The sequence below is a fragment of the Bradyrhizobium sp. USDA 3240 genome (assembly GCF_054063295.1).
The window spans coordinates 1,882,692-1,896,864 of record NZ_JBSSGD010000002.1; the positions used below are offsets into that span (position 1 = coordinate 1,882,692).

Here is a 14,173-nt window from a genome sequence, read left to right on the forward strand (position 1 = left end):
ATAACCACCGCAAGTGGTTGTGACCGGGATCGTGGCCCCAGTGTCGCGCAAGAACTGACATTCGGGGTAATGGGTCCTGGCTTTCGCCAGGACGACGATGAGGATGGCTCTCGATTCAAGTAGTCACACCATGCGGTGTCATCGCCCGGCTCGACCGGGCGATCCAGTATTCCAGAGGCGCCGGTGCTTGAATCGAGAAGCCGCGGCGTACTGGATCGCCCGGTCGAGCCGGGCGATGACAGTGTGCATTGGGACGCAGCTTTGCATTCTCGCACCTCACTACGGCTTGCACACGCCGCTGCGCGAGCGCGCTATTTCGACCGCGCCACCGTGGTGCCGTCCCAATCCTCATCGCTGGGGTTGGCGAGCTGATGCCTGCATCGCGCGATCATCTGTGTCGAGGCCACGTCCGTGCCGCGGAGTTGCAAGGACCTCTCGAACGCAGCGATCGCTGCGGCGAAATCGCCGGCGCGCCAGGCCGCAAGCCCGGCCTCATAGGACGCGATCCAGTCGCGCGCGACGGCGCCCTCGTCGGCCATTGCGATCAATTCGTAGATCTCGAGTCCGCCGGCGCGGCCGTAGACGGCGAGCCGGTCGAGCTCGCGGACGACGATGCGGTCACCGGCCAGACGCCGTGTCTCCGGACCAATGATGATGGTCGATCCATAGACCTTGTTGGTGCCCTCGAGGCGGCTTGCGATGTTCACGGCATCGCCGATCACGGTGTAGTTGAGCCGCACCTCCGAGCCGATATTGCCGACCAGCATGTCGCCGGAATTGATGCCGATCCGGATTCTGACCGCCTCTCCCTTGTCGTCGGCGAGACCGGCCTGCGCGACCGCGCGCTGGCAGGCGAGCGCCGCCCGGCAGCAATCCACGGCATGGTCCGGATTGGCGGCGGGCGCGCCCCAGAACGCCATCACGGCGTCGCCGATGAACTTGTCGATGGTGCCGCTCTCCTGCTGGATCGCCGCGGAGACGATGTCGAAATAGCGCGACAGCAAGGGGATGATGCGGTCGCCGAGCCGTTCCGACATACCGGTGAAGCCGGCGAGATCGACGAACATCACGCTCATCGGCCGCACCGCGCCGCCGAGCCGCGCACCGTTGCCGTCGCTGACCAGCCGCCGCACCAGATCGGCGGGAATGTATTTGCGGAACGCGGCGAGCCCCTGCGCCATATCGCCGATCGCACCCGACAGGTTCTCGATCTCGGCAAGGCGCGACGGATGCCGCTCGACCTTGTCGAGATCGAAGCGCTCGACATGTCTGATCTCGCCGACCACCTTGATCAGGGGCGCCGCGATCAGACGCTGCGCCAGCCAGGCCGACGACAGCCCGGCGGCCGCGATCAGCGCCGCGAGCCCGATCAGCAGGTTGCGGATCGTCATCCGCACCGGGCCGAGGAATTCGGATTCCGGCACCACCGTCACCAGCGACCAGCCCGGGAACGAGATCGGCGTCAGCACCGCCTGGTAGGCCTGCCCGTCGCGATTGACCTGGGACCGGAACGCCTCGCCCTCGCCGGGATCGTAGGCCTTGCCGGCCTGCCTGACTGCGGCGACCGCAACCGGCAGCAGCGGGTGGTCGGTCTTCAGCGCATTCAGCTCGTCGGCGTCAGCATCGGGAGAGGCGATTACGCTGCCGTCGCGATCGAGCAGGAAGGCGCCCGCCGACTTGCCTACCGTGAGTTGCGAGAGGAAGTTCGACACCCGGGTCAATTCGATGATGATGGCGAGCACGCCGGTGCGCTCGCCGTCGACATCGATCGGCACCGCCAGCATCGCGGCCAGCCGCTCGCCGCGGGGCAGCGTCGTCAGCGTCGACCATTGCTGGTCGCGGGAAGCGATCGCATCGCGAAACCAGGGCTGCTCCGTGACCAGGTATTTGCCGTCCTCGACGGTGCTGCCCTTCGGCTTGATGTCGATGCCGGCATAGTCGTATTCATCGGCCCGCAGCTTGCGGTCGGGCGAGATGGTCAGCATCTCGACTCCGGCGTCGCCGAGCTTGTGGGCGCCAAAAAACGAGCCGTCCGGCCAGCCGAACGCAACCCACGAGATGGTCGGTTGCGACTGCAACTGCGACAGGAACACGAACTGCCGCTTGCGCGCGTCGCGGGCGTCCAGCACCTTCTCGGTCAACAGCGTCCGCACCGCCGTCATCGACGAGCGCGCTTCGGTCGTGATCGACTGCAATTCGTCGCCGACCGCGGACACGATCTGGTCGTTGATGGTGTCGGCCAGCGTCTGGCTCACCCGTTGTGCGGTGCGCCACCACAACAGATGCACGCCGACGGCGCTGACCACGATCGAGGTCAGGACGAGGGCGGAGATGGCGCTGCGGATGCCGATGCGCATCGATGAGGTCCGGTTCAGCGGTTGCTTTACCGCATTACGGAACATATCCGCGATTGTTTCACCAGCGCCGGACGCAACGCGGCCCCCGGACACGGGCCTGTGACCATAGTTGAATGCATCTGCGACGAAACTTCTGGATTGTTGGCAGCGTACACGCCAAGACAAGACAGCTATCTTCGAAGGTTCCTTGATGCACGACGTCACGATCCCGGCCGCCTTGATCGCCGGTCTAGTCAGCTTCCTGTCGCCCTGCGTGCTGCCGCTGGTGCCGCCTTATCTGATCTATCTGACCGGTGCGACCATCGAGCAGGTCAATCAGGACGGCGCCACCGCGGCCTCCAAGCGCGCCGTGATGACGGCGGCGGTGATGTTCGTGCTCGGCTTCTCGACCGTGTTCGTGGCGCTCGGCGCCAGCGCCTCGATCGTCGGCGGGCTGGTGCGCGCCTGGTCGGCCGAGCTCTCGATCCTGGCCGGCATCGTCATCATCATCATGGGCCTGCACTTCCTCGGCATCACCCGGATCGGCCTGTTGATGCGCGAGGGGCGGCTGACCGCGCCCAAGCCGGTCGGTCTGTGGGGCGCCTATGTCATGGGGCTTGCGTTCGCGTTCGGCTGGACGCCCTGCATCGGGCCGATCCTGGCTGCGATCCTCTCGATTGCGGCCGCGGAGGCCACGGTGACCAAGGGCGCCGGCCTGCTCGCGGTGTATTCCGCCGGGCTCGGCATCCCCTTCCTGCTCGCCGCCTTCATGGTTAAGCAGTTCTCCTCGGTGTTCGCGCGGATGAAGCGCCATCTCGACACCGTCGAGCGCGTGATGGGCGTGCTGATGGTGGTCACCGGCATCGGCTTCCTGACCGGCGCGGTGTCCGGCGTCAGCGTCTGGCTGCTGGAAACCTTCCCGGCGCTGCAAAATATCGGCTAGGGCCCGTAACAAGCCCGCCTCCCCGGCGAAACTCCCACCATGACGCAGCCGTAGCTTTCGGCTGTTGCCGATTGACGTGCGTTCGCACTGAACGCCGGCGCCGGCTGCGTGGCGGAATATTGGGAGGGTTTCGCATGAACTCCATCGTCAACCTGCTGATTCTGCTGCCGGCGCGGATCGCCGCGCATTTTGCCTGGGCCGGGCCGCTGATCGTGCGGATCATCGTCGGCTACACCTTCATGCTGGCCGGCTGGGGCAAGCTCACCAACCTCGCCCAGGTCACCGAGAACTTCGTCGGCTGGGGCATTCCCTTCCCGACCATCCTCACTCCCTTCGTGTCCGGCGTCGAATGCTTCGGCGGCGCGATGCTCATCCTCGGCCTGTTCACCCGCATCCCCGCCGCGATGCTCGCGGTGGTGATGATCGTCGCGATCAGGTCGGCGAAATGGGGCGACGTCGACTCGCTGGAGACGCTGCTCGGGTTCGAGGAAGCGACCTACTTCGCCGCCTTCATGTGGCTTGCGATCGCAGGTCCCGGCGCCGCCTCGCTGGACCGCCTGCTGGTCAACGCGACCGAAGGCCGGAAGGCGCCGACCTGAGAGCAGCCCGGAAGGCCGGCTCACAATGCCGTGACATGGCGAGCCCCGATCCCGGCAGCCCCGTAGCTCAAACGACCCTCGCCTCCGGAGCGCGCCATGAGACTTGTCCGCAGCATCGCAATTCTCATGGCGTTGAGCGCGTCGCCCTCACTTGCGGCGGACGCCCCGGCATGGACCGGCTGGAGCCACGATCTGTTCGCGCGCGCCACGACCGAGCAGCGCTTCGTCATCCTCGATCTCGAAGCGGTGTGGTGCCACTGGTGCCACGTGATGGAGAAGACGACCTACGCCGACCCCAAGGTGCAGGAGCTGCTTGCAGCGAAATATCTCCCGGTCCGCGTCGACCAGGACGCCAATCCGGATCTGTCGAGCCGCTACGGCGATTGGGGCTGGCCCGCGACCATCGTGTTCGCGCCCGACGGCAGCGAGATCGCCAAAATCAGGGGCTATATCGAGCCCGAGCGGATGCAGGCGCTGCTCAAGGCTATCATCGACGATCCCTCGCCCGGCCCGTCGGTCGGCGAGGCGTTCGAGATCAAGCCTGCCACCTCGGCCTTTCTCGGCAAGGCGCAACGCGCTGAGCTGACCAGGACGTTCGACGAATCCTACGACGACAAGCTCGGCGGCTGGGGCGAGAACCAGAAATATATCGACGCCGACAGCCTCGACCTTGCGATCGGCCGAGCCGAAGCCGGCGACGCGACGGCAACAAAGCGCGCAAGGCAGACGCTCGATGCCGCGGTCGCGCTGATCGATCCGGTGTGGGGCGGCGTGTTTCAGTATTCGGAAGGCGGCTCATGGAGTCACCCGCATTTCGAGAAGATCATCTCGTTCCAGGCGCAATATCTGCGGCAGTACAGCCAGGCCTATGCGCAGTGGAAGGATCAGAAATATCTCGCGGCCGCGCGCAACGTCGCGCGTTACCTGACGGATTTCCTGCTGAGCCCCGACGGCGCCTTCTATGTCAGCCAGGACGCCGATCTCAATCACGACGTCGACGGCCACGCCTATTATGCGCTTGACGATGCCGCGCGCCGCAAGCTCGGCCTGCCGCGCATCGACAAGAACCTCTATGCGCGCGAGAACGGCTGGGCGATCTCGGGCCTCGTCGCCTATTACGACGCGAGCGCCGATCCCAAGGCGCTCGCGATCGCCGAGCGCGCAGCCAAATGGGTGCTCGCCCATCGCGCGCTGCCGGACGGCGGCTTCCGCCATGGCGACAAGGATCGCGGTGGCCCGTTCCTCGGCGACACCGTCGCGATGGGACAGGCCCTGCTCGATCTCTACGCGGCGACCGGCAATCGCGACTGGCTGACGTCGGCGGTGCGAGCCGGCGACTTCGCCGCGACGTTCCGCGACGACGCCGGCGGCTTCTTCACCTCGAAGACGTCGGAAGGCCAAGCCGGCGTGTTCGCCAAGCCCGCCAAGCTGATCGACGACCAGATCCAGGTCGCGCGCTTCATGAACATGCTCAATCGCTATGTCGGCAGCGACGGCACCCGCGAACTGGCCGCGCATGCGATGCGCTATCTCGGCGCGGCTTCGGCCGAGATGCCGCGGCCGATGCCCGGCGTGCTGCTCGCGGATGAGGAGCTGGCCACGGAGCCAACACATGTCACCATCGTCGGACACAAGGACGACGGCCGCGCGCAACGCCTGCATACGATCGCCCGCGCCCTGCCCGCCCGCTACAAGCGGCTCGAATGGCTCGACCCGCGCGAGGGCAAGCTGCCCAACCCGGACGTCGACTATCCGGACCTCGGCGAGCCCGCGGCCTTTGCGTGCAGCAACCGCATCTGCTCGTTCCCGGCGTTCAGTGCTGAGGAATTGCAGGCGAACGTGGCGCAGATGGCGAAGCTGAAGTCGGCACGCGCCGCGCAAAACTGATTAAAATGCGCACAGTGCGATGCAGCAAACCGATCGGCCCGGCGCAATGAAATACTCTTTGGCCGACGGTGTTTGACATGGAGCAGGCGTCAGACCCGGCCCAAACAAAATTTTCTTTTGAAACGCTGTAACCAAATCGCCTGATACCCCGTAGCTGATCTTGGACGAGCACTCAAATCGCGGGAAGCACCGCGCCGCGGACGCCCCTGCGATCTGATTGCTCTCCGAATATCCACCCGTTGTGCGGTCCGGGATCGAACGATCGAAGGATGCTCACGGGCCATGTTCTTTGCTTTCAAACAATCACCGAGGAGATCGTCATGAAGTTGAGTTCGAAGTCCGGCGCAACGCTCGCCGTCGCTGCGGCCACCCTGTTCCTCGCCGGCTCCGTGGTTTCGACCACCTCGACGCCCGCGAATGCCGCCATGGGCAAGTGCATGGCCGGCAATGCCTGCAAGGGCCAGAGCGCCTGCAAGGGCGGCGCGAATTCCTGCAAGGGCCTGAACGCCTGCAAGGGCACCGGCTTCTCGCTGAGCTCGGAAAAGCAGTGCAACGCGACGGGCGGCAAGTTCGTCAAGGGCTGATCGCATCGCCCCAGGAAGGCCCGGCGACCGCGCCGGGCCTTCTCACGCCAAGGCGCGGATAAATGATCCCGGCATTGGTAACCAAAGCGGGACCACATCCGTAGCTAACTTTGGGTGCAGCCTTCGGCCAACTCACACAGCTTGCGGGCGGCGCACCTTCAACCATCTTGCACAAGGAGACGCTCATGAAGCTTACAACCAAATCCGGTGCCACTCTCGCCGCCGCTGCAGCGACGCTTTTCCTGGCCGGAGCCGTGGTGTCGACGCAGTCCTACGCTGCGAGCGAAGGCAAATGCGTTGGCGCCAATGCCTGCAAGGGCCAGAGCGCCTGCAAGGGCGGCAACCACGCCTGCAAGGGTCAGAATGCCTGCAAGGGCCAGGGCTTTGCGGAGATGACGAAGGCCGACTGCACCGCGGCGAAGGGCAAGTTCAAGGCCGGGTGAACGGATCGGACCAAGCGGGGCCCGGTGTAGGCCGGGCCTCGTTTCCATGATAGTTTTGAAGTTGGGCGCCGCGATCCTGGCGCCGGAAGCGCGGAGCCGCCATGAACGTTGCGAGCCGATCACCGGACAAGTCGGTGCTCGCAGAGCGCCCGCTGCAATCGGCCAAGCCACCGTTCCTCGGCTTCGGCCTCGGCCTGCGCGCCCAGCACTACGACGAGATCCTGAACGGAAATCCGCCGATCGACTGGTTCGAGGTGATCAGCGAGAACTACATGCTGCCGGGCGGCCAGCCGCTGCGCATCCTGGACCGGATCTGCGCGTGCTACCCCGTGGTGATGCACGGCGTCTCGCTGTCGATCGCCTCCACCGCGCCGCCGAATTTCGACTATCTGCAGGGCCTGAAGGACCTCGCACAACGCGTGCAGCCGAAATGGGTGTCTGATCATCTGTGCTGGACCGGCGTGCACGGCAAGAACCTGCACGATCTGCTGCCGATCCCCTACACGCAGGAGGCGCTCGATCACGTCGTGAGCCGCGTGCAGCTGGTGCAGGACTTCCTCGGCCGCGCCATCGTGCTCGAGAATGTCTCGACCTATGTGCAGTTCAACAATTCCGAGATGACGGAGTGGGAATTCCTCTCCGAGCTGTCGCGCCGCTCCGGCTGCTGGCTGCTGTTCGACATCAACAATGTCTATGTTAGCGCCTTCAACCACGGCTACGATCCGATGGCCTTCCTCAACGGCATTCCGCCGGATCGCGTGGTGCAATTTCACATGGCCGGCCACAGCCACATGGGCACCCACATCATCGACACCCACGACCATCCGGTGTGCGAGGACGTCTGGGACCTCTATGTTGCGGCGTTGAAGCGGTTCGGGCGCGTCTCGACCATGATCGAGCGCGACGACAACATCCCGCCGCTCGACGAATTGCTGCGCGAGGTCGAGCGCACCCGCGAGATCGCCGGGCAGGTGCTGCCTGTGGGCGCGCCGGCGGCATGAGCGACTTCGCGCGCCAGCAAGGTGACTTCCAGCGCGCCATCCTCAGCGGCGACGACGGCATCCTGAGCGAAATCCTCGACAGCCCCAAGGAGACGCGCGCGACGCTGTTCGGCGTCTATCGCTATGCCTACGGCTCGCGGCTGGTCGAGGCGATGCGTAACGACCATGAGCTGCTGCATCGCTTTCTCGGTGACGAGATGTTCGACGAGATGGGCCATGCCTATGTCAAGGCACGGCCGTCCGAGCACCCGAACCTGCGCTGGTTCTCACGGGGATTGCCGGATTTCCTGAGGGCCACCGCCCCCTACAGCAACCATCCCGTGCTCGCCGACCTCGCCGCGCTGGAGAAGGCGTTGAACGACGCCTTCGACGCCGGTGAAGGCGCCGTGCTCGCGCTGGAGGCAATGGCCGGTTTCGCGCCCGAGCAGTGGAACGACCTGGTGTTCCAGCCGCATCCGAGCGCTGCGAGGGTCGACCTGTCGACCAATGCGGCTGCGATCTGGATGGCCCTGAAGAACGACGAGACGCCACCCGAGGCGGAGGCGCTCGCCGAACCCGCCCGCCTCCTGATCTGGCGTCAGGACACCACGCCGATGTTCCGCGAGCTGCCGACGGAGGAAGCGATGATGTGGGACGAAGCCTCCGATGGTGTTCCGTTCGGCGTGCTCTGTGAGATGCTCGCGACCTATGACGATCCCGACAATGCCGCGGCGCGCGGCGCCGGCTATCTGCATGGCTGGATCACGGCGGGACTTCTGACAGCGGCTTCCATCGGCAAATAGAGGGCCCGCGAAATGGGCGCCGACCTCTCCGGCCATTGCATCGAACGCCTCACCTGGGACGAGGTCGCGCGGCGCGTTGCGGCCAAGCGACCGGCGATCCTGCCGATCGGTGCCGCCGCCAAGCAGCACGGTTTCCATTTGCCGCTGAACACCGACCGCCTGCAGGCCGAGTGGTTTGCGACGCATCTCGCCGAACGCTTCGACGCGCTGGTCTGGCCGACCATCACCTACGGTCACTACCCCGCTTTCGTCGAATATGCCGGCAGCGCCAGCCTGTCGGCGGCAACGTTCGAAGCCATGGTGCATGAGATCGCCGCCGGCATCCTCGACAGCGGCATCGGCACCTTGTTCGTGCTCAACACGGGGATCAGCACGCTCGCTCCGGTCGAACGCGCGCTGGCGCCCTTCGAGCCGGCCCGCGTGAGACATCTGCGGCTCTACCAGGGCCCGCGCTTCCGCCGCACCGCCGAGCAGATCTCCGAGCAACGCCATGGCAGCCATGCCGACGAGTTGGAGACATCCCTGATGCTGGCGCTGGCACCGGACGTGGTCGATCGGGACCGCGCCGAGGCGAGCCCCGCCCTGCAGCACGAGGCGCCCGGCCGCCTGACGCTATCGGACAGCACTTCGCCGAACTACAGCCGCTCCGGCAGTTACGGCGATCCGACGCTGGCGACATCAGCCAAGGGCGAGACGCTGCTCGCGGCGATCCTCGACGATCTCGGCGAACTAGTGACCGCGGCGCTTGGCGAGAACGCCATGTCACAGCGGCACGGCACGCCGCGATGAAGAGCATCCCGACATATCGCGTGATCGCCGCCGCGATGCTGGTCGCTGCGATCCTGATCGGCATCGCATCATGTCATGTCGAGGCGCAGTCCGAGTTCATGCGCGGCGAAGGCATGCCCTACGACGCCTTCGACCGGCTGCCCAAGACCGATCTCGAGGTCGCCGGCGCCACAATCCATGTCGGGTTCGCACCCGGCGAGATGGCGCTGCCGAAGGACCGGATATTCGACTGGATCAAGGCGTCGGCCCGCGCGGTCTCGACCTATTACGGCCGGTTTCCCGTCAGCTCGTTGCGGCTCTTGATCGTGCCGGTCGACGGTTCGCGGGTTCGCGGCGGCACCACATGGGGTTATCGCGGCGCCGCAATCCGGCTTCCGATCGGCCGCGACGCAGGCGTCGACGATCTCAAGCACGACTGGGTGATCGTGCACGAGATGGTGCACACCGCCCTGCCCGATCTCGACGACCGCTATGCCTGGCTGTCGGAGGGGCTCGCGGTCTATGTCGAGCCGGTCGCGCGCGTGCAGGCCGGCGGTCTCACGGCGCGCGAGGTCTGGCTGGCGATGCTGCGCGACATGCCCAAGGGCCTGCCGCAGGCCGGCGATGAGGGCTTGGACAATACCGACACCTGGGGCCGGAAATACTGGGGCGGCGCGATGTTCTGCCTGTTCGCCGATGTCGAAATCCGCAAGCGCACCGGCAACAAGTTCGGCTTGCAGGATGCCATGCGCGGCGTGCTCGCGGCCGGCGGCAATCACGAGAAGGACTGGCCGATCGCGCGCGTGCTGTCGACCGCCGACAAGGCGGTCGGCGTCGACGTGCTGACGCGGCTGCACGGCGAATGGGGATCGAAACCCGTGACGCCCGATCTCGCCACGCTGTGGCGCGACCTCGGCGTCAAGCTCCAGGGCGACAGCGTCGAATTCGACGACCGCGCGCCGCTGGCCGATATCCGCAAGGCGATCACCGCAGCACGCGCGGGATAGCGACTTGCTTCGCGGCTGCACACGGCCCAACGCCGCTGGATTTTGCCGGCGCGATATCGGACTATCGGGGAATCGCCATAATCCTCACGGGAGACCGATGGCCGACGTTCATCAGACACGCGCCAACTGGCCGATCTTCCGTTCGCTGGCCAGCTTTCGGCCGGGCGACTTGCCGGGCGATTTGATCGCCGGGTTGACGCTCGCCGCGATCGCGATCCCGGAGCAGATGGCGACCGCCCGGCTCGGTGGCTTCTCGCCGCAGATCGGCTTCTTCGCCTTCATGGCCGGCTCGCTCGGCTTTGCGATGTTCGGCGCCAACCGCTTCCTGTCCTGCGGCGCCGATTCCACCATCACGCCGATCTTCGCGGCCGGCCTGGCGCTGATGGCGACCGCTGGCTCGCCTGACTATCAGTCGCTGGCGATGGCGCTGGCGCTGATGGTCGGTGCGATCATGATCGCGGGCGGCCTGTTCAAACTCGGCTGGATCGCCAATCTGCTGTCGACGCCGGTGACCGTCGGCTTCCTCGCCGGCATTTCCGTCCACATCCTGGTTTCGCAATTGCCGGGCGTGCTCGGCCTGACCACCCCGGACGGCCCGACGCTCTACAAGCTCGGCGTCCTCACCGAGAAGATCGGCCAGACCAATGCCTACACACTGGCGATCGGCCTCGGCGTGCTGGCGCTTGTTGCCGGATCGGAGAAGATCAGCGCGCGGATTCCGGGCGCACTGATCGGCCTTGTCGTGGCCACCATCGCCGTGATCGCCGGCCATCTCGAGAGCAAAGGCGTCAAGGTGGTCGGCACCGTGCCCGGGTCGCTGCCGACGCCATCGCTTCCAAACATCGCGCCGGAGCGGTGGATCAAATTGCTGTCGCTGGCGATCCTGATCGCCATCGTCGTCATGGTGCAGACCGCGGCGACGACGCGCTCGTTCCTGTCAGATCCGGACAAGCCGGCCGACGTCGATCGCGACTTCCTCGGCGCCGGAGCCGGCAGCGTGCTCGCCGGCCTGTTCGGCGCTTTCCCCGTCAACGCCAGCCCGCCGCGCACCGGCATCGTGTCGGAGACCGGCGGGCGCACGCAGGTCTCGGGGCTGTTTGCCGCGGCCATCGTGCTCGCGCTGCTGGCGTTCGGTGCGACGCTGCTGCAGCACGTGCCCGATGCGGCGCTCGGCGGCGTCCTCTTGTTCGTGGCGCTGCGCATCATCCGCGTGAAGCAGATCGTCGCGATCTTCCGCCAGTCGTTCTACGAATTCCTGCTGGTGGTGGCGACGGCCGCCGCGATCATCGTGCTGCCGATCGAGCAAGGCGTCGCCGTCGGCATCGCGCTGTCGCTGCTGCACGGCATCTGGACCACGACGCGCGGCCAGCTGGTGGAATTCGTCCACGTGCCCGGCACCACGATCTGGTGGCCGACAGGCCCGCATGTCACCGGCGAGCGCAAGCCCGGCATTGCCGTGGTCGGCCTGCAGGCCCCGTTGTCGTTCCTCAACGCGGAAGGTTTTCACGGCGGCGTGCTCAAGACCATCGGCCACGCGACACCCAAGCCGAAACTGCTGGTGATCGAGGCCAGCGGCATGATCGAGATCGATTTCACGGCGGCGCAGGCGCTGCGCGACCTGTTTCGCGAGTGCCGCGATGACGGTGTGACATTGGCGGTGGCGCGGCTCGAATCCTCCCGCGCCCAGGAGGCGTTCGAGCGCTTCGATCTCTACGCCGTGCTGCCGAGGGACCACGTCTTCCACAGCGTCGATGAAGCGGTCCGCACGCTCGGCGGGCAGACGTAGCCCGGGTGAGCGCAGCGATACCCGGGAAAATCGTTCCCGCATATCGCTTCGCTCATGCGGGCTACTGGCTCTCCACTCAGCCGGAACAACTCAGGCCTGCTCGCCCTCGAGCGTCGGATGCTCCTTCAGCACCTCTGCCTTGATCGAGTTGGCGTGGATGGCGCGGAACAGCGCCCGCCCGGTCTTGACGTTGTTAGCCTTCATGCAGAGGCAGACGATCTCGCGCACCGCGGAATCACGCACCAGCTCGTCGGATATCCTCATCGCGGTCTTCATCGCGACCTTGGCGGCACGCTCGTAGCGATCGCGCTCGATCTGCTGCTGCTCCTGCGAGCGTATGTCGGGCGAAGAGATCGCCTCGGCACAGCCGGCCGCATCGCGGCAGATCGCACGGATTCTCTGCGCAGCCTCGATGTCGCCGAGCGGCTGCGCGACGGGGTCGTCCCAAATATCCTTGCGCTTGGCCTTGCTGAACCACGACATCGCAACGTCCTGTGGCCCCGGAATATCCGATTCGTCAGGCCACAGGAACGATCTTGCCGGGATTGAAAATGTTCTGCGGATCGAGCGCGTGCTTCAGCGCCCGCATCGCGTCGAGCGCCTCAGGGCCGAGCTCGGCCTTCAGATATTTCTGCTTGCCCTGGCCGATGCCGTGCTCGCCGGTGCAGGTTCCGCCCATCGCCTGCGCCCGTTCGACCAGCCGATGCATGAACTCCTCGCCGCGCGCCATCTCGTCGCTGTTGTTGACGTCGCAGACCAGCGAGCAGTGGAAATTGCCGTCGCCGACATGGCCGACGATCGGCGACAGCAAATTGAGCCGCTTCAGATCGTCCTCGGTCTCGGTGACGCAGTCGGCAAGCCGCGAGATCGGCACGCAGACGTCGGTTGCGACGACGCCGATGCTGTCGCCGGGACGAATCGCCTTCACCGACCAATAGGCATCGTGCCGAGCCTGCCACAGCTTGGTGCGGTCCTCCGGCTTGGTGGTCCAGGTGAACTCGCCGCCGCCGCACTCAGCGGCGATGTCGCGGAAATTCTTCGACTGCTCGGCGACCTCGACCTCGCTGCCGTGGAATTCCAGCAGCAGCAGCGGCGTCTCCGGCAGCGACAGCTTCGAATAATTGTTGCAGGCCTTCACCTGCGCGGCATTGAGCAGCTCGATCCGAGCGACCGGAATGCCGGTCTGGATCGCGAGGATGGTGGCCTGGCAAGCGCCCCGCACGGTCTCGAACGAACAGGCGGCGGCCGCGATGGTGTCGGGAATGCCGCGCAGGCGGATGGTCAACTCGGAGATGATGCCGAGCGTGCCTTCGGCGCCTATGAACAGATGCGTCAGGTCGTAACCGGCCGACGACTTCTTGGCGCGCGTGCCTGTCGTGATGATCTCGCCGTCGCCGCGCACCACCTTCAGCGCCAGCACGTTCTCGCGCATGGTGCCGTAGCGCACCGCGTTGGTGCCGGAGGCGCGGGTCGAGGTCATGCCGCCAAGCGAGGCATCGGCGCCGGGATCGATCGGGAAGAACAGGCCCTGGTCGCGCAGATGCTCGTTCAGCGCCTTGCGGGTCACGCCGGGCTGGATCACACAGTCGAGGTCCTCGGCGTGCACCTCGAGCACCTTGTTCATGTCGCGCAGGTCGATGCAGACGCCGCCGGCGGGCGCGTTGACCTGGCCTTCCAGCGAAGTTCCAGTGCCGAAGGCGATGACGGGCACGCGATTGGCGGCGCAGATCCGCACCACGTCCTGGATGTCGGCCGTTTCCTGCGCCATCACCACTGCGTCGGGCGGCTGGGTCGGCAGCCAGGTGGTGGTATGGGCGTGCTGTTCGCGCACAGCTAAAGACGTCACGAGCCGGTTGCCGAACCGCGCCGCCAGCGCGTCGATCGCGCGCTTCAGGGCCTCCGGCTCAGGTCGCGTCACATTGCTCGAAATCGTTGTCGCCACGTCGAATTTCCTCCCGGCTTTAGCCGACCGTGGCAAAGCTTGTATAAGGGGTCAAGAGAGCCTGACTTGAAAAAGTGGACGCCGGAGTCACAGAA

General features: G+C 65.9%; 13 protein-coding genes. 10 read left to right on the plus strand and 3 right to left on the minus strand.

The window, feature by feature from the left end; translation table 11 throughout:
- Positions 1-311 precede the first annotated feature (311 nt).
- Positions 312-2,357 (minus strand): adenylate/guanylate cyclase domain-containing protein, encoded by a 2,046-nt coding sequence (locus ACVIGA_RS09735; RefSeq protein WP_456666210.1) that lies wholly within the window; start codon positions 2,355-2,357, stop codon positions 312-314.
- A gap of 190 nt (positions 2,358-2,547) precedes the next feature.
- Between ACVIGA_RS09735 and ACVIGA_RS09740 the strand changes: the two genes are divergently transcribed.
- The 10 genes from ACVIGA_RS09740 to ACVIGA_RS09785 all read left to right on the plus strand — a co-directional run bounded on the left by ACVIGA_RS09740 (position 2,548) and on the right by ACVIGA_RS09785 (position 12,136).
- The gene (locus ACVIGA_RS09740) at positions 2,548-3,279 is read left to right on the plus strand and encodes a cytochrome c biogenesis CcdA family protein (RefSeq protein ID WP_092115881.1); all 732 of its coding nucleotides are present in this window, start codon (positions 2,548-2,550) and stop codon (positions 3,277-3,279) included.
- A 134-nt stretch (positions 3,280-3,413) separates the two neighbouring features.
- Positions 3,414-3,878, plus strand: coding sequence for a DoxX family protein (locus tag ACVIGA_RS09745; RefSeq protein WP_456666211.1), 465 nt, complete (start codon positions 3,414-3,416; stop codon positions 3,876-3,878).
- Positions 3,879-3,974: 96 nt separating this feature from the next.
- Positions 3,975-5,765 (plus strand): thioredoxin domain-containing protein, encoded by a 1,791-nt coding sequence (locus tag ACVIGA_RS09750; RefSeq protein WP_456666212.1) that lies wholly within the window; start codon positions 3,975-3,977, stop codon positions 5,763-5,765.
- Between the two features lie 320 nt (positions 5,766-6,085).
- Positions 6,086-6,349, plus strand: coding sequence for a BufA2 family periplasmic bufferin-type metallophore (gene bufA2 / locus ACVIGA_RS09755; RefSeq protein WP_342712391.1), 264 nt, complete (start codon positions 6,086-6,088; stop codon positions 6,347-6,349).
- Positions 6,350-6,534: 185 nt separating this feature from the next.
- Complete coding sequence (gene bufA2, locus ACVIGA_RS09760; RefSeq protein WP_021077200.1) at positions 6,535-6,792, plus strand: BufA2 family periplasmic bufferin-type metallophore; 258 nt, start codon at positions 6,535-6,537, stop codon at positions 6,790-6,792.
- Positions 6,793-6,893: 101 nt separating this feature from the next.
- The gene (gene bufB, locus ACVIGA_RS09765) at positions 6,894-7,793 is read left to right on the plus strand and encodes an MNIO family bufferin maturase (RefSeq protein ID WP_456666213.1); all 900 of its coding nucleotides are present in this window, start codon (positions 6,894-6,896) and stop codon (positions 7,791-7,793) included.
- Positions 7,790-8,575, plus strand: a complete 786-nt coding sequence (locus ACVIGA_RS09770; protein WP_456666214.1) for an HvfC/BufC family peptide modification chaperone — start codon at positions 7,790-7,792, stop codon at positions 8,573-8,575. The genes bufB and ACVIGA_RS09770 overlap by 4 nt, the downstream gene beginning before the upstream one ends.
- Positions 8,576-8,587: 12 nt before the next feature.
- Complete coding sequence (locus ACVIGA_RS09775) at positions 8,588-9,364, plus strand: creatininase family protein (RefSeq protein WP_456666215.1); 777 nt, start codon at positions 8,588-8,590, stop codon at positions 9,362-9,364.
- A complete protein-coding gene (locus ACVIGA_RS09780) occupies positions 9,361-10,350 on the plus strand; it encodes a hypothetical protein (protein ID WP_456666216.1) in 990 nt (329 codons plus the stop codon). Before ACVIGA_RS09775 ends, ACVIGA_RS09780 begins: the two co-directional genes overlap by 4 nt.
- Positions 10,351-10,447: 97 nt before the next feature.
- Positions 10,448-12,136 (plus strand): SulP family inorganic anion transporter, encoded by a 1,689-nt coding sequence (locus ACVIGA_RS09785; protein WP_456666217.1) that lies wholly within the window; start codon positions 10,448-10,450, stop codon positions 12,134-12,136.
- Between the two features lie 90 nt (positions 12,137-12,226).
- On the opposite strand, the gene ACVIGA_RS09790 is transcribed toward ACVIGA_RS09785, so the two are convergent.
- Together ACVIGA_RS09790 and ACVIGA_RS09795 are read right to left on the minus strand one after the other, a co-directional pair.
- Positions 12,227-12,619: a hypothetical protein gene (locus ACVIGA_RS09790; protein ID WP_456666218.1), complete on the minus strand. Its 393-nt coding sequence runs from the start codon at positions 12,617-12,619 to the stop codon at positions 12,227-12,229.
- A gap of 34 nt (positions 12,620-12,653) precedes the next feature.
- On the minus strand, positions 12,654-14,078 hold the full coding sequence (locus ACVIGA_RS09795) for an FAD-binding oxidoreductase (RefSeq protein WP_456666219.1): 1,425 nt from the start codon (positions 14,076-14,078) through the stop codon (positions 12,654-12,656).
- Between the last annotated feature and the right edge of the window lie 95 nt (positions 14,079-14,173).

Excerpts from the sequence above, each read along its gene's own strand:
- ACVIGA_RS09735 (WP_456666210.1), bottom strand. The coding sequence starts at position 2,357 with ATGCGCATCGGCATCCGCAGCGCCATCTCCGCCCTCGTCCTGACCTCG.
- ACVIGA_RS09740 (WP_092115881.1), top strand. The coding sequence starts at position 2,548 with ATGCACGACGTCACGATCCCGGCCGCCTTGATCGCCGGTCTAGTCAGC.
- ACVIGA_RS09745 (WP_456666211.1), top strand. The coding sequence starts at position 3,414 with ATGAACTCCATCGTCAACCTGCTGATTCTGCTGCCGGCGCGGATCGCC.
- ACVIGA_RS09750 (WP_456666212.1), top strand. The coding sequence starts at position 3,975 with ATGAGACTTGTCCGCAGCATCGCAATTCTCATGGCGTTGAGCGCGTCG.
- bufA2 (WP_342712391.1), top strand. The coding sequence starts at position 6,086 with ATGAAGTTGAGTTCGAAGTCCGGCGCAACGCTCGCCGTCGCTGCGGCC.
- bufA2 (WP_021077200.1), top strand. The coding sequence starts at position 6,535 with ATGAAGCTTACAACCAAATCCGGTGCCACTCTCGCCGCCGCTGCAGCG.
- bufB (WP_456666213.1), top strand. The coding sequence starts at position 6,894 with ATGAACGTTGCGAGCCGATCACCGGACAAGTCGGTGCTCGCAGAGCGC.
- ACVIGA_RS09770 (WP_456666214.1), top strand. The coding sequence starts at position 7,790 with ATGAGCGACTTCGCGCGCCAGCAAGGTGACTTCCAGCGCGCCATCCTC.
- ACVIGA_RS09775 (WP_456666215.1), top strand. The coding sequence starts at position 8,588 with ATGGGCGCCGACCTCTCCGGCCATTGCATCGAACGCCTCACCTGGGAC.
- ACVIGA_RS09780 (WP_456666216.1), top strand. The coding sequence starts at position 9,361 with ATGAAGAGCATCCCGACATATCGCGTGATCGCCGCCGCGATGCTGGTC.
- ACVIGA_RS09785 (WP_456666217.1), top strand. The coding sequence starts at position 10,448 with ATGGCCGACGTTCATCAGACACGCGCCAACTGGCCGATCTTCCGTTCG.
- ACVIGA_RS09790 (WP_456666218.1), bottom strand. The coding sequence starts at position 12,619 with ATGTCGTGGTTCAGCAAGGCCAAGCGCAAGGATATTTGGGACGACCCC.